Genomic DNA, 19,510 nt, shown 5'->3' on the forward strand with positions numbered 1-19,510 from the left:
TGCTGCCTGCAGAAATGCCCCCGCCGCTTAAAATGGCGGGTTACCCTGCCTGGCATCACCTACCTTGTCGAACGCTTCCGAAACCCGGCGTCGCCGCACCTTCGCCATCATCTCCCACCCTGACGCGGGCAAGACCACGCTGACGGAGAAGCTGCTGCTGTTTTCGGGCGCGATCCAGATCGCCGGCGCCGTGAAGGGCCGCAAGGCCAGCCGCCATGCCACCAGCGACTGGATGGAGATCGAGAAGCAGCGCGGCATTTCGGTGGCCTCCAGCGTGATGCAGATGGTCTACCGCGACCACGTCATCAACCTGCTCGACACGCCCGGCCACAAGGACTTCTCCGAAGACACCTACCGCGTGCTCACCGCCGTGGATTCGGCCCTGATGGTGATCGACGCGGCCAACGGCGTGGAAAGCCAGACGCGGCGGCTCATCGAGGTGTGCCGCCAGCGCGACACGCCCATCATCACCTTCGTCAACAAGATGGACCGCGAGGTGCGCGACCCGCTGGACATCATGGACGAGGTGGAGCGCGAGCTGGGCATGCCCTGCTGCCCCATCACCTGGCCGGTGGGCCAGGGCAAGAGCTTTGGCGGCATCATCAACCTGCGCACGCAAAGCATGACGGTGTTCGCGCCCGGCAGCGAAAAGCGCCCGCAAGACTTTGAAGTGATTCCACTGGCCGAGGCCGACAAGCTGCGCGCGCGCTTCGGCCAGGCCTTCGACGATGCGCTGGAAAGCATGGAGCTGGCCGTGGGCGCCTCGGCTGCGTGGGACCACGAAGCCTTTCTGGCCGGCAAGCTCACGCCGGTGTTCTTCGGCTCCGGCGTCAACAACTTCGGCGTGATGGAGGTGCTGGACGCGGTGGTGGACATGTCGCCCCCGCCCGGCCCGCGCGTGGCGTACACCGAGGTCAACCGCCAGCGCGAAGAAAGAACCGTGCGGCCCGAAGACGACAGTTTTTCAGGCGTGGTCTTCAAGGTGCAGGCCAACATGGACGCCAACCACCGCGACCGCATCGCCTTCGTGCGCGTGGCCAGCGGCAAGTACACGCCGGGCATGAAGATGAAGGTGCAGCGCACCGCCAAAGAGCTGCGCCCCACCAGCGTGGTGACCTTCATGTCGCAACGCCGTGAAGCCGTAGATGAAGCCTACGCCGGCGACATCATCGGTTTCACCATCCACGGCGGCGTGCAGCTGGGCGACAGCATCACCGACGGGCCCAGCCTGCAGTTCACCGGCCTGCCCTTTTTCGCGCCCGAGATGTTCATGACCGTGGTGCTGAAGAACCCCCTGCGCACCAAGCAGTTGCAGCAGGGCCTGATGCAGCTGGGCGAAGAGGGCGCCATCCAGGTGTTCAAGCCCGACGCGGGCGGCAACATGCTGCTGGGCGCGGTGGGCCAGCTGCAGTTCGAAGTGGTGCAGCACCGCCTGAAAGCCGAGTACGACTGCGACGTGCGCCTGGAAGGCTGCCAGTACACCGGCGCGCGCTGGATCACCGCCGACACCCCGGCCGAGCTGCGCGAGTTCGAGCACGCCTACCCCCTGCGCCTGGCACACGACGCGGCGGACGCGCTGGCCTTTCTGTGCACCAGCCCGTACGACGTGCGGCTGGCGCAAGAGCGCTTTCCCAAGATCCACTTCCACCCGCTGCGCGAGCACGCGGGCCTGGCGCTGCAGCCAGCGGCCTGATTGGCGCGGCGAGCCGGCGCGCGGCCCCTGGCCGAGCGGCTGCGGGGCCAGGTGCAACTACGTTTTTGATAGCTACCAGCGCAGTTGCACCGTGCGCCAGTGGCCTTTTTCCCTCTCAATAGGCGCGAATCAACCCCGCGGTACATCCACCGGCAGCATCAAGCTTTCCTTGATCTCCTCCATCACCACGTAGCTGTTGCTTTGCGCGGGCACGGGGATTTTTTGCAGGATCTGCGCCAGCAGTTCGCGGTACTCACTCATGGCCGATAGCCGCGCCTTGATCAGGTAGTCAAAACGGCCGGACACCAGGTGGCATTCGAGCACGCGCGGCTCGTGCACCAGCTCGGCGCGCAGCTTCTCGAACAGCTCGCCGGATTTGGACGACAGCGTCAATTCCACAAACACCAGCAGCGGGCGCCCCATCGCCACCGGGTCCACCCGCGCGTGGTAGCCGGTGATGACGCCCGCGCGCTCCAGCCGGCGCACCCGCTCGGTAACGGGTGAGGTGGACAAGCCCACCTCGTGCGCCAGCTCGGTCAGCGGCAGGCGGCCCTGGCGTTGCAGCGCGTCCAGGATCTTGCGGTCGATGCGGTCAAGTTCAGGCACGGTCATGGTGCGGCGGCGGGTTGTGTCGGTCAGCTCGGTGCGTGGGCCGGTTTGGCAGTGAATATCGCTGTGAAACCGGATTACTTCAGTGGTGTTTGCTGCATAGATGCTCCTACAGTTTGCACTTCACTGCAAGCCATTCGGGCGCCGCAGGTTCTGGCACAGGGGCAGCGTTATGAAGGTCATCGTTCTGGGCGGCGGCGTGGTCGGCGTCACCACCGCTTACTACCTGGCGCGCGGCGGCGCGCAAGTCACCGTGGTCGAGCGACAGGACGGCGCCGCGCTGGAAACCAGCTTTGCCAACGCTGGGCAGGTATCGCCCGGCTACAGCACGCCGTGGGCGGCGCCAGGCATCCCGGTCAAAGCGCTGAAATGGATGCTGCAGCGCCACGCGCCGCTGGCCATTCGCGCCGATGGCAGCCTGTTTCAGCTGCGCTGGATGGCGCAGATGCTCAAGAACTGCACCAGCGCGCGTTACGCCGTCAACAAAGAGCGCATGACGCGCGTGGCCGAGTACAGCCGCGACTGCCTGCGCCAACTGCGCGCCGACACGGGCATCCAGTACGACCAGCGGACGCTGGGCACGCTGCAGGTGTTTCGCACGCCCAAGCAGCTGCAGGCCGTGCAAAGCGACATCGCCGTGCTGCGCGAATGCGAGGTGCCATTCCGCGAACTGCGCGCCGATGAGCTGCCCGAGATCGAGCCCGCCTTGGCCCACGCGCCGGGCCTGGTGGGCGGCCTGCACCTGCCCGGCGACGAAACCGGCGACTGCCACCAGTTCACCCAGCGCCTGGCCGAATTGGCGCGCGGGCTGGGCGTGCAGTTCCGCTACGGGGTGGACGTGCAGCGCCTGCAAACGCAGGGCCGCACCGTGACCGGAGTGCACATCGCCCGCCACAACGGCGCGCGCGACGCCAGCCACACCGGCGAAAGCGAGCTGCTGAGCGCCGACCGGGTGGTGGTGGCGCTGGGCTGCGCATCGCACGAGCTGCTGGGCACGCTGGGGCTGGACGTGCCTGTGTACCCCGTCAAAGGCTATTCGCTGACGGTGCCCATCGTCGATGAAGCCCGCGCGCCACGGTCCACCGTGATGGACGAGACGTACAAAGTCGCCGTCACCCGCCTGGGCAACCGCATTCGCGTGGGCGGCATGGCCGAGCTGGCGGGGCACGACCTGCGCCTGAACCCGCGCCGCCGCGAGACGCTGGAACTGGTCACGCAAGGCTTGTTTGCAGGCGCGGGCGACGTGCCCGCCGCATCGTTCTGGACCGGCCTGCGCCCCATGACCCCCGACGGCACGCCCATCCTGGGCCGCGCCCCTGGCTGGGACAACCTGCTGGTCAACACCGGCCACGGCACCCTGGGCTGGACCATGGCCTGCGGCAGCGGCAAGCTGCTGGCCGACTTGACGCTGGGCCGCCAGCCCGACATCAGCACCGACGGGCTGAGCGCCGATCGCTATGGTAAGAATAGCGGCCAGCGCAGCATGGGCGGGCGCCAGCTGCCAGTTCACGCCTGATACGCGCCGCCGCGCGGTCGTCCCGCCACCTTCCGCGATGCCCGGCGCTGAATGGGTTGGGCAACGCGGGCGCGCGGATGAGTGTTCATAAGCCTACGCGGCAGAGGACAATGCGTCGGTAATGCCGTAGGCCGAGATGGTTTTCTGAGCTGCCTACGCGGCAGCGAACCCCACCGTGGATAGCCAGCTGAATTTCGATGTTTTCTGAGCTGCCTACGCGGCAGCGAACTCAGCGCCGTCGTCAACGGCTTTTTGGGCGGTTTTCTGAGCTGCCTACGCGGCAGCGAACGCAAAACACTGCCCGAATGTCTGCCACTCGTTTTTCTGAGCTGCCTACGCGGCAGCGAACATCGTGGAGAGCTTCCCCCGCCAGTGCGTGCTTTTCTGAGCTGCCTACGCGGCAGCGAACGCAACCTGGCTGGCGGGCGCGGCACCATCAGCGTTTCTGAGCTGCCTACGCGGCAGCGAACGTTCCCTACGACCCGCACCTGCCGGTGCATACTTTCTGAGCTGCCTACGCGGCAGCGAACAATGGCGTGCCCACCACATGGCCGTTCTCTATTTTCTGAGCTGCCTACGCGGCAGCGAACGCGCCCAAGACCAGCACAGGAACGTACAGAGATTTCTGAGCTGCCTACGCGGCAGCGAACGTGTTCGTGGCCACGGACATCAACTTGCGCCCTTTCTGAGCTGCCTACGCGGCAGCGAACGTTGGTGCGCTGGCTGGTGCTGCGGGGTTTGTTTTCTGAGCTGCCTACGCGGCAGCGAACGCCGAATATCCAGCCCGCAAAAGAAGGCGAATTTTTCTGAGCTGCCTACGCGGCAGCGAACTACAAGCAGTGCCAGCGCAAGCAGATGGGGCTTTTCTGAGCTGCCTACGCGGCAGCGAACGATATGTCTGGCGGCAAGAAATTTGAGGACATTTTCTGAGCTGCCTACGCGGCAGCGAACCATGACTGGGCTGGCCAAGGGCACTGCTGGCTTTTCTGAGCTGCCTACGCGGCAGCGAACGAGGAGATCGTTCGCCATCAGATTTCCTCGTATTTCTGAGCTGCCTACGCGGCAGCGAACATCATCCCGCCGACGGCGGACTATCCCAATGGTTTCTGAGCTGCCTACGCGGCAGCGAACCTCGTCCGCACCAGAATACATGGATGCGTCCATTTCTGAGCTGCCTACGCGGCAGCGAACCCCGCATCTGAACGTCCCGAGCTTGCCGACGTTTTCTGAGCTGCCTACGCGGCAGCGAACACAGGTTGTCGTCGGGCAGCATCTTGCGGTATTTTCTGAGCTGCCTACGCGGCAGCGAACCTGCATTGGCCGAGGTCACTGCGTCGCTGATATTTCTGAGCTGCCTACGCGGCAGCGAACCTGAGCGTGCCCGAGAGGGGCATGCCACTGTTGTTTCTGAGCTGCCTACGCGGCAGCGAACCTGGCGTTTGTCCCCGAATTGACCCAGGCCGATTTCTGAGCTGCCTACGCGGCAGCGAACGATGCGCATGTGCGCATCACCGCTGCCGCACTTTTCTGAGCTGCCTACGCGGCAGCGAACAGGCAGCGTGAGATCGCGATTCAGATCATGAATTTCTGAGCTGCCTACGCGGCAGCGAACGGCAAGCCGCAGTCCTTCACCGACGCGGACTATTTCTGAGCTGCCTACGCGGCAGCGAACGATGGGACGCGAGGGGCCTCTGCGCTCCATCTTTTCTGAGCTGCCTACGCGGCAGCGAACTCAGCACCAACACCAACACCGGCTGCGGCGGATTTCTGAGCTGCCTACGCGGCAGCGAACATTCCCTCACCGTCACCGCCACCGATGGCGAGTTTCTGAGCTGCCTACGCGGCAGCGAACGACGATTGGGCCGACACCTTCGCCCGCGTGATTTTCTGAGCTGCCTACGCGGCAGCGAACGACGAAGCCGGGTTTGATGACGTACTTGACCTTTTCTGAGCTGCCTACGCGGCAGCGAACCGGTGGGCAGGCTGCGCACGTCGGGGCGGCCCATTTCTGAGCTGCCTACGCGGCAGCGAACCATGCAGCGCTGGCCCAGGCCGGTGGCGACCATTTCTGAGCTGCCTACGCGGCAGCGAACGCGCCGTTGGTGAGGATGAGGGGCAGGCGGTTTTTCTGAGCTGCCTACGCGGCAGCGAACTGAAGCGTGAATGCAAGGGGCGCACGAATGCGTTTCTGAGCTGCCTACGCGGCAGCGAACTTTCTCGGCCCACGGCGCCGCGCGCTTCGTGTTTTCTGAGCTGCCTACGCGGCAGCGAACCGCGTGCTGCGCCGTGCGGCCGCGCGCATCGTTTTCTGAGCTGCCTACGCGGCAGCGAACGCCCAGCGGGCGCACTGTTCTGGACGAGGTTGTTTCTGAGCTGCCTACGCGGCAGCGAACGCATCAAGACCTATCAGGCGCTGGTTGAAACCTTTCTGAGCTGCCTACGCGGCAGCGAACTCTTCGGAGACCACGTAGTAGCCGCCCACCTCTTTCTGAGCTGCCTACGCGGCAGCGAACGTCCCCAACTTGCAGCGGTCGCTGCGGCAGTATTTCTGAGCTGCCTACGCGGCAGCGAACTGGCCGGTATTACTCGCCCGCTGAGTGCTACCTTTCTGAGCTGCCTACGCGGCAGCGAACAGCTGCAATCGCCCGGCCGATTTACTGTGCGTTTTCTGAGCTGCCTACGCGGCAGCGAACTTCCCAGCTGCTGCACATGCCCACGCTGACCTTTTCTGAGCTGCCTACGCGGCAGCGAACTACCACCACGGCGTGAGGGTCCTTGAGGTCAATTTCTGAGCTGCCTACGCGGCAGCGAACGTGCTGACCATCAGCCGCCGAAAACGCACCAATTTCTGAGCTGCCTACGCGGCAGCGAACGCATGCAGCCTGCAGCTGGCCGGTGTTGGCAATTTCTGAGCTGCCTACGCGGCAGCGAACCAACAAGTCGATCCGGTGGCAGCCGGTTTGGCTTTCTGAGCTGCCTACGCGGCAGCGAACCAGATACCCCGGCGGTGCGCGCCAGCATCAGCATTTCTGAGCTGCCTACGCGGCAGCGAACTGCGCTATCTACCTCAATGCGCTGCTGCGCGATTTCTGAGCTGCCTACGCGGCAGCGAACTGCAGGGGTTGCAGACTGGCCTTATTGCGCTGTTTCTGAGCTGCCTACGCGGCAGCGAACTGCCAGTCAGGCAGCATCAGGACGTGGCTGCATTTCTGAGCTGCCTACGCGGCAGCGAACGGCGCCGGGGCGTCGTAGAAAGCCCCATCATTTTTCTGAGCTGCCTACGCGGCAGCGAACAGCTGGCCAGGCGGCAGCAACGCCTGGAACAATTTCTGAGCTGCCTACGCGGCAGCGAACGAGCTGCGCCGCGTAACGCCCGACCAGATCGATTTCTGAGCTGCCTACGCGGCAGCGAACTCCATGATGCCAACCGGCATCGGGGCGGATACTTTCTGAGCTGCCTACGCGGCAGCGAACTCAGGCCATTGGCCAGCCCAGCGTGACGGTGTTTTCTGAGCTGCCTACGCGGCAGCGAACTCGGCGCCCGCGAAATCGTTGCGCTGCTTCTCTTTCTGAGCTGCCTACGCGGCAGCGAACGATTGCCTACTCACTCTCCCTTTCTCTTGATTTTTCTGAGCTGCCTACGCGGCAGCGAACACTGAGCCGCGCAATGTCGGCGTCGCTGAGCATTTCTGAGCTGCCTACGCGGCAGCGAACCGCGAAGTCGATGAAAGTTGCTCGCGTCAGCGTTTCTGAGCTGCCTACGCGGCAGCGAACTCCATGCGCGCAGGCGTTGCGGTGAAGCCCACTTTCTGAGCTGCCTACGCGGCAGCGAACCGGACGCGGCTTGCTTGCGCGCCACGCCTTTATTTCTGAGCTGCCTACGCGGCAGCGAACTAGTCCGACAGCGGCGCGCGGTCCAGCTGCGCTTTCTGAGCTGCCTACGCGGCAGCGAACTATGGAGGTCTCCCCTTGTCTGAATGGCTTGTTTTCTGAGCTGCCTACGCGGCAGCGAACATGGCATCGCCCAGCCCACGCATTTGCGTCAGTTTCTGAGCTGCCTACGCGGCAGCGAACATGGAGCGCGACGGCTACACCCGCGCCGGCGTTTTCTGAGCTGCCTACGCGGCAGCGAACCCGTTTGCCGAGCGTGACGTGGTTCTGATTCATTTCTGAGCTGCCTACGCGGCAGCGAACCTGCTGGCGTGGGGCGCGCGCGGCTACGTGCATTTCTGAGCTGCCTACGCGGCAGCGAACGCTTGACGTTTCCGTTCGCACCGTTCACGACTTTTCTGAGCTGCCTACGCGGCAGCGAACGTAGGCCAGCGGCACCGGCTTCTCGCCGGATTCTTTCTGAGCTGCCTACGCGGCAGCGAACCCGACGCCACCGCCGCCGTCAACGCCGAGCGCTTTCTGAGCTGCCTACGCGGCAGCGAACAAAACCGCGTCAACGTCAAGCGAATGACGGCATTTCTGAGCTGCCTACGCGGCAGCGAACCCATAGCGCAGCTTGTAGTAACTGGCGTAATGTTTCTGAGCTGCCTACGCGGCAGCGAACCTCCCCAGCGCGGCCGCGTTGACCTGGCGCGATTTCTGAGCTGCCTACGCGGCAGCGAACACCACGCCACGCTGGCGCGCAGGGCCGGTTCTTTTCTGAGCTGCCTACGCGGCAGCGAACAATCACCCGCTAGCGCCTATCAGTCAAGCGCTTTTCTGAGCTGCCTACGCGGCAGCGAACTCGATGATGGCGCCCTTGCTTTTCTGCCAGTCATTTCTGAGCTGCCTACGCGGCAGCGAACGAATGGGTGGTTGGTCAGGCCAGGGCCAGCTCTTTCTGAGCTGCCTACGCGGCAGCGAACGAGCGGTTCCCTCTGGCGCGCGCATCCACGAATTTCTGAGCTGCCTACGCGGCAGCGAACGCAGGCCCGGCGAACACCCTCCAGCCGCGCGATTTCTGAGCTGCCTACGCGGCAGCGAACCACCTGTACCTGGCCACCGAGCTGGCCGCGAATTTCTGAGCTGCCTACGCGGCAGCGAACGCCCGTCGCGGTGGATCGCGTGACCTACGTCTTTTCTGAGCTGCCTACGCGGCAGCGAACGGGTGGAAGCAATACGTGCGCGAGCGCATCAATTTCTGAGCTGCCTACGCGGCAGCGAACGGATCAACCTGCATGCGTTCCCACTGGGCGAATTTCTGAGCTGCCTACGCGGCAGCGAACAGACACGAGCGGCCCCCTGCGCGCGCCGATACTTTCTGAGCTGCCTACGCGGCAGCGAACTGCGGCGGAGGTTTTCTTCGCGAACGAGATCCTTTCTGAGCTGCCTACGCGGCAGCGAACGCCCGTCGCGGTGGATCGCGTGACCTACGTCTTTTCTGAGCTGCCTACGCGGCAGCGAACGGCCTCGATACGTTCTCATCGTTCCGCATCAATTTCTGAGCTGCCTACGCGGCAGCGAACTATCGACATCTATTCCGGCGCCGCGCCCGCATTTTCTGAGCTGCCTACGCGGCAGCGAACCGCACGCTGGTTGATCGCTTGAATTTCGCCGAGTTTCTGAGCTGCCTACGCGGCAGCGAACTGCAATGGGATCGCTGGGCCGGGCGTCATCGCTTTCTGAGCTGCCTACGCGGCAGCGAACCCGAAGCGCGGCGTACCAAGCAAGGTTGTCCATTTCTGAGCTGCCTACGCGGCAGCGAACCAGGTGCGCGCCACGTTGGGCGCCATGACGCATTTCTGAGCTGCCTACGCGGCAGCGAACGAAGCCTGGGCCCTACCGCAAAACCTGGTGAATTTCTGAGCTGCCTACGCGGCAGCGAACCGCCAGACCGAAGTCGGATTCGTCGTTGATCATTTCTGAGCTGCCTACGCGGCAGCGAACGGGCCGCACGGAACTGGTGCGGCGCTTGATTTTTTCTGAGCTGCCTACGCGGCAGCGAACCGCGGGTGCGGCTGATCCGCAGGCCATGGGCTTTTCTGAGCTGCCTACGCGGCAGCGAACGTGCGGCCAGGACGAGGATGATCGTTCTCATGTTTCTGAGCTGCCTACGCGGCAGCGAACAGCGGCACCTTCACGCCACCGGCCGTTCTGCTTTTCTGAGCTGCCTACGCGGCAGCGAACATCTCGTCCACGATGTCCGGGGTCACGGCGCTTTTCTGAGCTGCCTACGCGGCAGCGAACGTCACGATGACCTGCCCAAGCCGCATGCACGCTTTCTGAGCTGCCTACGCGGCAGCGAACCTCGTCAAACCACGCTCCATGGCGCCGGGCAATTTCTGAGCTGCCTACGCGGCAGCGAACTGCCCCAGCGCAATTTGCTGATCGTGCTGTTGATTTCTGAGCTGCCTACGCGGCAGCGAACGCCGCGCTGGGCGTAGCCCACGGACACGCGCATTTCTGAGCTGCCTACGCGGCAGCGAACGCGTTGCCGCTGACGGTGACGGTGCGCACTACTTTCTGAGCTGCCTACGCGGCAGCGAACAAAAATAGTTTTATCCTGGAATTTTTGCATTTTTTCTGAGCTGCCTACGCGGCAGCGAACGCCGGGCCGTGGCTTGATCTGTGCCCGGATTTTTTCTGAGCTGCCTACGCGGCAGCGAACCCCGACCACGCGCTGGGCCGCGCCGCTGCCGTTTTCTGAGCTGCCTACGCGGCAGCGAACGCCAGCCTCGCGCAAAAGCGCGGCGCAGACATTTTCTGAGCTGCCTACGCGGCAGCGAACCGCTGGCGCCTGCCGCGCCGCCGCCGGCAGCCTTTCTGAGCTGCCTACGCGGCAGCGAACTGATGTGCATCGCACACGAGTGTGCTCCCTACTTTCTGAGCTGCCTACGCGGCAGCGAACGGCCAGCGCCGCCGCGTTGCGCGCCTGCTGCTTTTCTGAGCTGCCTACGCGGCAGCGAACGTCAGCTCGTTCACCTCCGACCCGATGCCGCTTTTCTGAGCTGCCTACGCGGCAGCGAACTCTACGGCAGCGCGGCCAAGGCCGCGCCGAAATTTCTGAGCTGCCTACGCGGCAGCGAACCCATGGCCGTGGGCGGCGGTGGCAGCGCTGGCTTTCTGAGCTGCCTACGCGGCAGCGAACTGCAGCAGGTTCTTGGCCAGCTGCTTGGCAAATTTCTGAGCTGCCTACGCGGCAGCGAACGAAGTCACGGGCGTGCTCGTGCAGCGCCTGCATTTCTGAGCTGCCTACGCGGCAGCGAACTCGAGTTGCGGTGAGGCGCTAGCGCGCCTTTATTTCTGAGCTGCCTACGCGGCAGCGAACGATGCCAAAGAAACCGCCCTCAACGCCCTAGTTTTCTGAGCTGCCTACGCGGCAGCGAACGGCGTCACCACCGCAGCGGGCAACGCCTGGCATTTCTGAGCTGCCTACGCGGCAGCGAACGGCCTGGGCTTCGGTGGCGGCGTTGCTGCGCTTTTCTGAGCTGCCTACGCGGCAGCGAACGCAGCTGGGAGTGGCCCGCACAAAAAACTGACTTTCTGAGCTGCCTACGCGGCAGCGAACGACTACCTGGCGCCCATGATCGAAAAGGTCAATTTCTGAGCTGCCTACGCGGCAGCGAACGCGATCTGGGCCGCGTTGGCCCCTAAGTCGTATTTCTGAGCTGCCTACGCGGCAGCGAACCTGGCGTTGGCGCTGGCGAAGGCGAAGGCGAATTTCTGAGCTGCCTACGCGGCAGCGAACCGCGAGACTGCCGCCGCCATCAAGACCACATTTTTCTGAGCTGCCTACGCGGCAGCGAACTTCTACGGATTTTCGTTATCTCCTTGATTTTTAAAGAACAAAGCCATTTCCATGGCTTTTCCCCCTCTTACGCCGAGCAGCGCTAAGTACTTGATTTTCCTGGCCCCTGGGGTGGGCAACGAAAAAGGGTCAAAACCAAGGAATGGTGGCGCTGTTGCTCAAGCCGTAGGTGTTGAAAGAGCCTGAAACGGCCTGCGCCTGCAAGGGACCATGGTCAATGAAAAGGCAAAAGGGCTGCGCCGTGCTGCTGCTTCGCAGTTGCACATAGGGCAGGTTCGGGCGACGCTCCACGCTGTCGGGAATGTGGGCTGCGGCCTGTGCTGCGGTTTCGCCTTTGCGTTGCATGCGGCGGCGGCGCAGGCGTTCAGCGTTGGTTTTGAATTGCCGCCGCGCCACCTGCCGGTGAGGTGCGCCCGCAGGGGCCGACGCCAGTGCCGAGGCCTTGGTGTGGTCGCGCATGCCCTGAAGCCAGCCCAGCGCCATAAGCTGCTCCAGCACCTCAGATGGGCCATGCAAGCGCACAACGCTGCCTAGGCTGCGCTGCTGGGTCGGGGTCACCACATGCTGTGGATAGCTCACCCCAACGGCATCCATCCGCAGGTGCACGAGCGCGCGGTGCAGTTTGGCCACGAGCGCACCCAGCAGGTGGGCATGGCTGAATTCCGGGTCGGGCAGTAGGTGAATGTCGATGTAATGCGTGGTCATGGTGAAGGCTCCACTCTCATGGCATCAATTGCCTGCATCGCCAAACACGCCACCGCGAACCAGCACGGCGATCACAAAGTGTTGCTGCTCCAATGGCGGCACTTTGTCTTTCAGAATCCAATCGTCCAGCAGGTTGTAGAAGTCGAGCTTCTGTTTGGGTTGCCGGTAGGCTTTACCTTGTGTGGTGACAGAGCCGTAGGGTTCCACCGCAATCGGTCCCAGCTCGCCCGCGCCTTCGTACCAATCGTCCACGGTGCGGATAGCGTTGCCCAGTTTTTGCGAGTGAATGGCGGCTACCTTATCAACGTGGTACAGCGTTTTGCTCTTGTCGCCACGGCCGCGTTCCAAGATCAGCTCTTGCGACGGGAATACCTCCTGCCCATTGCCCATGCGCACATACGCAGTGATTTGCAGCAGCACGTGTTCGTCGCCTGCCAGGCCTTTGGCGATGAGCGCGGCCAAGGCATCGCGATCAGCGGCTGCGCTGCCCGCGTCGAAGCTGCGCAAGCCCAATGCCAGGGCATCAAAACTCCAGCTTCGTGCCGCTTTACCTTGTTCGATCTTGGCGATGTCAACCCGCACTTGTTCGGCACCTTGGCGGTTGCGCCACAGGAAGCGACCATTGACCAGGTTGTGTGCGTAGCGTTTGGCCAGCTCATGAAAACCGTTGGCTTGTGCGTAGCCCGCTACGGTTTGCAGCAGTTTGGTTTGGTAATCGGCGTTGTTGCAAGCCGATGGCGTCCCGGTACCCGCCAACACACGCAGAGTGAAGCTGACCTTCAACGTATCGGCATCCGATGGCAGCGCAGCCACATCCACGGTTTGTAGGTTCGGGCTTTCGATCGCCGCATCCAACTTGGCCGGGTCTTGGTCTTTGGTTTTAAGGCGGTTGGAGATGGTGCCGCGCACCGATTTCTCACGCAACGCAACGGGCTGCCACTGCGCTGATTGGCCGATGGCATCCCAATGACCAGCGTGGAACAAGGCGTCAGAAGGGTCGAGCTTGCGTTCGAACGCGAGGACGGAAGCGGTTTTCAAAGACATGGTGAATTCCTAAAAATGTGATTTGATGAATCAGTTCAATACCTACCAACGGGATTGCCTAAGACGTGACAGCCGTGTGAGCGCTGTCTGCGCTTGGCCGGGCTTCGGGTGCGTCGCCCACATGTTCCGTCTCGGCTGCGGTGTAACCACTGCGGCAGCGGTACAGGCCTGTTTGCGCGTCATGCTCGCCCCACCACAGCAAATCATCCAAGCGGTTAATGCGATGCGGCCCGATCCACTCGCCTAGTGAATACACGCTTTCGACAAAGCGAAAGGCCGTGGCTTCGTCGCGCGCGTTGGCCACTTGCCCGCCAGCGTACAAGTCGGACAACGCGGCGTAGCCCACTGGCATGGGCACCAGCCAGCCTGCATCGGCAGGTCGGTCGTTTTGCCAAGAAACTTTGCCGTTCTGGTCTTGCGCGCTGTGCAGGTTGAAGCGCGACAAGTCAAGCCACGCATCCAGCGCCGTGGCGCCCTCATCGTGCGCTTGCAACTGCTTGAGGCGCCGCTGCAGCAACTCGTCGCGCCCGACCAGCGTGAAGCCGGGCAGCCAGCGCCGGCGCAAGCGCCTAAGCTGCTTAGCCCGATCTTCAGCCGACCCATCCAGGGCTTCTAGCTGTGGCGTGATGAACTGCCCAGGCTGAGGCTTGGGTGGCAGTACAGAGCCACCGGCTACCCGCATGATGCCCAACAACTCGCGCACTTGCCAAGCCACGTCGCGGCGACGCTCGGCGCTGGCAAACAACACGTTGCCTTCAGCTTCGGGCTCCCCACCATCCACCTGAAACACGAGCGTAATGTCGAGGTGGATGCGACCTTCTTCCACGATGGCGGCGGTGCTGCCATCCTTGCCGACCGGGTTGCGCGTGAGGCGAAAGGTTTTGACGTAGCCGTCGTGCACCTGTTCTTCCCACCAATGGCAAACCACGCCGACCTTCTCCAACCACAGCGGCACCTCGGCGGCAGCGAGCTTGCGCTCCAACGCCCACATGAGGCCAAGAAACGCGGTCATCGCTGGGAAGCCATGGGTGAGCGGGCTGGAGATGGCGTTGGCGTTCTGAATACGCAGGTGCGGGAGCACCAAAACGCCTTTGCCGTTCAGGCTGTGCAGGGGTGCATTCATGCCACAGCCCCCTGATCGCCCAGCCGCGTGGGAATGTAGTGGGGCGCATTCAGTGCCGTGCGTTGCTTGTGCAGGTTTTGCGCCCAGCCGTCTTCGCTTTCGTCCACCAGCAGCTCGTTGGCCCATTCGCGCTGCTCGGCATCGCCCACGGCAAACTGCTTTTCCAGCTGGGTGTTGAGCCAATTGCCAAAGCGTTTGCCGATCTGTGCGGGCCAATCCATGCGCTGCCATTCCGCGCCAAAGTCTTCATCCACTTCAGCCCGGCGCGCATCCAGCCACAACTGCTCCTCGCGCACCAACTCGCAGCGCGGGTCTTGCGTCCAGTGCGCGGGCCAGGCGCGCTGCAACTCGCCACCCAAGGTCACCAAAGCGTCGATCAAGTCGCTCACATAGGCATCGACGCGGTTGCGGGTCTCCACGTTGGCCGGAGGATCGGTCTTGAGGAAGGCCAGAAAGTCCGCCAAGGTGGCGCGCACGCCTTCGCGCCTGATCAACATGCGGTCAAACACCGACTGCACGCCCCACGGCTGGCGAATGTCGCGTGACTTCCATTGCGGCGGTAGCGAGGCCAGCAGGTAGTTGTTGCCGCCACGCTCGCTGTTGAGCTGGCTGATGTTCTGCGGCTTGGTGCCGCCCATCTTCTGCACCGCCAGTTGCGGATAGTCGCGCAACGGCCCGTCGTGCAACTTGCCATCACGTCGCGCCTGCCGTGCCGCCTTGTTGGCTTCGCCAAAGCGGTCTTCTTGCAGCACGCCGTAGACCGCGTGCGCCAGCGAGGTGGCGTACAAGGGTGCGAGCAGGTGATATTGCGCATCGACAGTGGCATCGCTTGCGCTTTGTTCATCGCCCACGAACCAATAAAGCTGCTTGAGCTTCTCGTTCGTAGCAACTGTCCGAGATTTGTTACTTAACAACTCAAGGCATGAGTAAGCCTGATCTTCGCCTCCAAACGCCAAGTACGCATCTTCGTCTTTGTCTGATATCCAATCAGATAGTTTTTTGCCATCAAACACGCACTCCAGTAGTAAATACAGTTCATAGCCCGCAGAATTCACCGCACCATTGCCGGTCACATCCTCGCGAGAGGCTTGGCCCGCCAGATTGTGCGACCCAACCTCCGCATGCTGCGAAAGTGCATCAAAACTAACGCACGGATTCACCACATCTTTGACCCTGGGGTCGGGATGCGTCCCTTTCGCAAGGTGTGTAGCGACAGCTACTCCGGGAGCCGCATTGATTCCTTTCCCCAAGATCGAATCAAGCATGTATTTTTCGCGCGCATCGGCTATCGCCTTCCTCGCGACTGAATCGGCCCTATTGATCCAGCGTGACGTTGCGTGGGCGAATCGTTGTTGCACATGTGCCTCCATCGCTTGCCGTATTCGTTGCGCTCTGGGGGTATTCAACCAAAAGTTACTCATAAGCTGCCTCGCTCCTTACTTAGTAAACATCACATCAATTTCTCCGCGTGAATCCCAACCAAGGGTGCCAATGCCACCCTTGGTTGTTGTCCTTGCTCACGGGCAAGCTGGCCGTCGCAAACTTTTCTGCGAAGCGGCGCAGAGGCAACGCCATGGCATCGGCCTGAGCCTGCATGGCTGCCATGAAATCCACCTCGCCCCAACAGCTGATCTGCGGGTGCGCGAGCCGATCCGGCGCAACGCGGTCGTTGCGGCCTTCCCATTCCACGTACAGCTTCTGCCACTTTTTTTCGCCATCCTGAACGCGATGCAGCCGGTAGTCGTCCTCGTCATCCGTGGGCAACAGCACCACATCCATCTGCTGTTGTGTTTGCTGGCGAAATGGTTGAGCCTGCTGCATGGCTGCGGTCAGCCGCACATCGGCGCGCAGCCAGAAGGTGCTGGCGTTGAAATCGCCAACCGCATGGCTTGTGGATGACGCAGGGGCCTGCCGCCGCGCGACGCCGCCGCGTGTGCTGGCTCGTGCTGACGTGGTGACCGGCGTCGCACTGGCAGCTGCGCTGGGCGGAGCCAAAGGCAGCATCTGCGCTTGCATACGCACGTGCTCCAGATCAACCAGATTGCCCTGCGCATCCAGCGCGCCGGTTTGCGGTTCTCGCGGCAGCACTCGCGGTCGCGCGTCAATGGTCATGCACAGTTGTGCGTCCAGCCATGGGCCCAGCAATTGCTGAAGTTGGTGCGGTTTGAGCGGGAAAGACCGACTTTCAAAGCCGGGCTGGCAATAGGCAGCTTGGCCTGGCTGCTCGAAGTGGCGCAGGTTGGCTTCGCACACCAGTATGTTGGAGCTGGTGGGCTGCTGATCAGGTCGGTGGCGCAGCACTCGGCCAGCTAACTGAATGAGCGAGCGCATGGATGAGGGCTCGACCACGGCCCAGTCGTAGTCGTGGTCGCGTCCAACCTCGGTAACGGGTGATCCGAGCACGATGAACACGTGCTCGGGCTCGCTGTGTGCATCCAGTGCGGCGCGAATGTCGGCGTGCGCAAACACGGCGTTGGCGCTGCCTCGGCGGTTGAGCGCCGTGTCCAACCGGTGTTCGATGGCCGAGCGCACAAACAGCGGAAATTGTGAGTGGTAAACGCACAGGTGAATGCGCGTGTTCGAAGGCACTGCTTGTTGAAACAGGGCCAAAGCCACGTCGAACAGCGGTGCTATGTTGGCCATGCGGATGAGCCCAAAGCTCACGCGTTTGGGCTCTGCGCCGCTTTGCTTGACAAAGGCGTGGTGCGCACGGTGCAGCTGCATCGCTGCTTGCAGCAGGTGCGCGCCAAATGCGGCACGCCGCTCGACTTTTCCCAACTGAGCAAAACCTATCGGCATGGGTACGATCTGCGCGATGCGGCGCGGTGCCTTGGCCTGCTCGGTGAGCTTGGACACGCGCTTGAGCGCGAAGGCCAGATGCGCAGCGCGAAACGCGATGGCATCGGTGCATTCGGCTGCAGTACGCGCGAATTCGTCGACCCACAGGCCCATGGGGCGCGGGACTTCGTCGGGTCGTTGACCGCGGTTGTGTTGGTAGGCTTTCCGTCCTTCCCAATAGGCGAGAAACAAACCTTCAACCAGGGCTGGTGGCAAGGTGGCAGACGACAGCAATACGCGCGAGCCCAACAGCCCCGCCCAATGCACGAGACGAGCAAGCGCAGGCAGATCGGCCAGATCGAAATCGTCCGGTTCGTCCAACACCAGATCACTGCTCATCAGCCGCAACATGGGGGCAATTTGTCTGCCACCGCGTAGGCTTTCGGTCGCGGGTGTGAGGTGGTCCACCGTGCACGCCAGCACGGGCGCAGCCAGCAGTTTGCGTGCGCCGGCTTCTTGACCGAGCTGCTGAAGCACCGGGTGCTGGTCGTTGCCCTCGTACAGCACGTGCGTGGTCTCGTCGAGCAGGTCTTGCTGAGAGGCAGAGCCACTTTGCTCGGCCAAATCTTGGTAGTACGCGAACAATTCGCGGCTGGCGGTGCCCCCCACGAGAATGGCCAGTTCGTCGTCGCCCAGCTTCAACTCGTTTTGAAAGCTGCGCCCGGTTTGCAGCGTGAGTGAGCGCAATCCGATGGCGAAGGCGCAACGCATGCCGGTGGCGGGGTTGGCCAGCGCATTCATGATGCGGGCGTTGCCCAGCGTTTTACCGCAACCGGTTGAAGCCATGTTGACGATGAAGGCGCCGTGCTCCGCGGCGTGGTTGCGCACATTGGTGGCGAGATCGGCGGCACTGTCTTGCCAGCGAAAGCGCGCATCGGCACTGCGGCTTTTCAGGGTTTTGTGACCCTTGAGGTGTGGCAATTGCCGTGTCAGGCTGGGCAGTGCACGCACCAACGCGCTGGCGTGGTGCTCCACGCCCCGCAGGTGTTCCCCCAGCGTTTGGTTGGGCACGCCACCTTTAAGCGTGTTGGCGTACGGCGCCTGGGCTTCACTGGCGATAAAAGCCAGACGCTCGGGCACTGGCCGGCCGCTGGGCGCCACGCCCAGGCTGGAGTAGTGGTGATCACCCAGCATCAATGCCATGCGCGCTACGTGCATCACATAGGTGTTGTGCAGCGGCTGAATGGAATGTGGTTGCTCCCGCAACGCCTTGGCCATTCGGGCGGCGCGCTGGCGCCATGGCTTGTCTGCGATGGGCAAACCACCACCAAAGCGCCAGTACGCCGCCACATCCTTTGCAGCCTGTGCTGCACGCGCGGCGCTGCTGTAAGGTTCGTTCCAATCAGCGTTGATTTTGCTCAGCACGTGGGCCACTTCGCCCAGCGTCATGCCTGTGCGTATCTGCCCATGAAACGCATGCGCCGAGTCATCGCCGTCCACGGGAAGAGCAGGCAGCCGGTGATGGGTGAGGATCAGCCACGCCACCGCCTGAGCCAAGGGTGGCAGGCTATTGAAAATCGCATGCGCCTCGTCCCCCGCTTGCGCGCGGTTCAGCCCATCCGTGATCAGGTGCGGCCCATCCCATCGCGTGTGCCAATTGGCCATTTCGCCATCACCCATGTCGGCACTGGTCACCAGTTGATCGAGCCACGGCGCGTCGCCATCCACGCTGTCGCAGCTGTGCACAAAGGCTTGAAACAGGCGGACCGAGGTCCACTCGTGGCGGTACAGGTTTTTGGTTGTCAAGTCGCCGCGTAAACGGGCCTGAAACGCATCGCTGCCCTTACCCAGGTCGTGCATCAGTGCCGCCAGCGCGGTTAGTTGCTGGATCATGCACAGGGTGTGCCAGTTGGCCTCATCCTCTGCGCGCAGCACATTGGTTTGTGTCGTGTTGGTGGGCACCGCCCCTTCTTCATTGAACTGCCGCGCATTGCCCACCACCCACAGCAATTCGCTGTGGTTTTTGCCACCGATGCGGTGGCAGGCCACAGCCGTGTTCTTGCGCGCCGTCTGCCGCAGCAGTTTTCGCAAGGTGTCCAAACCAGCTTGGGTGATGGCGGTTTGCCAGGTGCGGTCGCCACGTCGTTCGGCAAACTGGTCGAGGATGCGGCGGGTTTCGGTCAGCGCACGTTGGCTGCATTGGGAGATCAGCAGCACGTTCATGCTTGACCTTCTTTTCGGCCACTCTGATTGGCTGCTGGCGCCTCCACAAGCTTTGCTGGTGCGGCATCTGCCAACTGCGCC

The 19,510-nt window shown here is 62.8% G+C and carries 8 protein-coding genes and 1 CRISPR repeat array; of the genes, 2 read left to right on the forward strand and 6 right to left on the reverse strand.

Features of this window, described 5'->3' with window-relative positions; translation table 11 throughout:
• Positions 1-64 precede the first annotated feature (64 nt).
• Positions 65-1,693, forward strand: a complete 1,629-nt coding sequence (locus C6570_RS00515) for a peptide chain release factor 3 (protein ID WP_106701082.1) — start codon at positions 65-67, stop codon at positions 1,691-1,693.
• A gap of 129 nt (positions 1,694-1,822) precedes the next feature.
• Here the strand turns inward: C6570_RS00515 and C6570_RS00520 are convergent, their stop codons facing one another.
• The gene (locus tag C6570_RS00520; RefSeq protein ID WP_211297623.1) at positions 1,823-2,305 is read right to left on the reverse strand and encodes a winged helix-turn-helix transcriptional regulator; all 483 of its coding nucleotides are present in this window, start codon (positions 2,303-2,305) and stop codon (positions 1,823-1,825) included.
• Between the two features lie 169 nt (positions 2,306-2,474).
• Here C6570_RS00520 and C6570_RS00525 point away from each other — a divergent pair, with 169 nt between their 5' ends.
• Entirely contained in the window at positions 2,475-3,818 is a 1,344-nt protein-coding gene (locus tag C6570_RS00525) for a D-amino acid dehydrogenase (RefSeq protein ID WP_106701084.1), read from the forward strand.
• Between the two features lie 141 nt (positions 3,819-3,959).
• Positions 3,960-11,556: direct repeats of the CRISPR family, unit length 28 nt; unit sequence TTTCTGAGCTGCCTACGCGGCAGCGAAC.
• Positions 11,557-11,685: 129 nt separating this feature from the next.
• Here C6570_RS00525 and cas6f read toward each other — a convergent pair.
• The 5 genes from cas6f to cas3f form a co-directional block, all read right to left on the reverse strand.
• Positions 11,686-12,261: a type I-F CRISPR-associated endoribonuclease Cas6/Csy4 gene (gene cas6f, locus C6570_RS00530; protein ID WP_106701086.1), complete on the reverse strand. Its 576-nt coding sequence runs from the start codon at positions 12,259-12,261 to the stop codon at positions 11,686-11,688.
• A gap of 24 nt (positions 12,262-12,285) precedes the next feature.
• Positions 12,286-13,305: a type I-F CRISPR-associated protein Csy3 gene (csy3, locus tag C6570_RS00535; RefSeq protein WP_106701088.1), complete on the reverse strand. Its 1,020-nt coding sequence runs from the start codon at positions 13,303-13,305 to the stop codon at positions 12,286-12,288.
• A gap of 58 nt (positions 13,306-13,363) precedes the next feature.
• A complete protein-coding gene (gene csy2, locus C6570_RS00540) occupies positions 13,364-14,428 on the reverse strand; it encodes a type I-F CRISPR-associated protein Csy2 (RefSeq protein ID WP_106701090.1) in 1,065 nt (354 codons plus the stop codon).
• Positions 14,425-15,786 (reverse strand): type I-F CRISPR-associated protein Csy1, encoded by a 1,362-nt coding sequence (gene csy1 / locus C6570_RS00545; protein WP_245896245.1) that lies wholly within the window; start codon positions 15,784-15,786, stop codon positions 14,425-14,427. Before csy1 ends, csy2 begins: the two co-directional genes overlap by 4 nt.
• Before the next feature lie 97 nt (positions 15,787-15,883).
• Positions 15,884-19,429 carry a type I-F CRISPR-associated helicase Cas3f gene (gene cas3f, locus C6570_RS00550; protein WP_106701094.1) on the reverse strand — a complete coding sequence of 1,182 codons (3,546 nt, stop codon included), beginning with the start codon at positions 19,427-19,429 and terminating at the stop codon, positions 15,884-15,886.
• Between the last annotated feature and the right edge of the window lie 81 nt (positions 19,430-19,510).

Origin of the sequence: Ottowia oryzae (assembly GCF_003008535.1) — a bacterium.
GTDB classification, from domain to species: domain Bacteria; phylum Pseudomonadota; class Gammaproteobacteria; order Burkholderiales; family Burkholderiaceae_C; genus Ottowia; species Ottowia oryzae.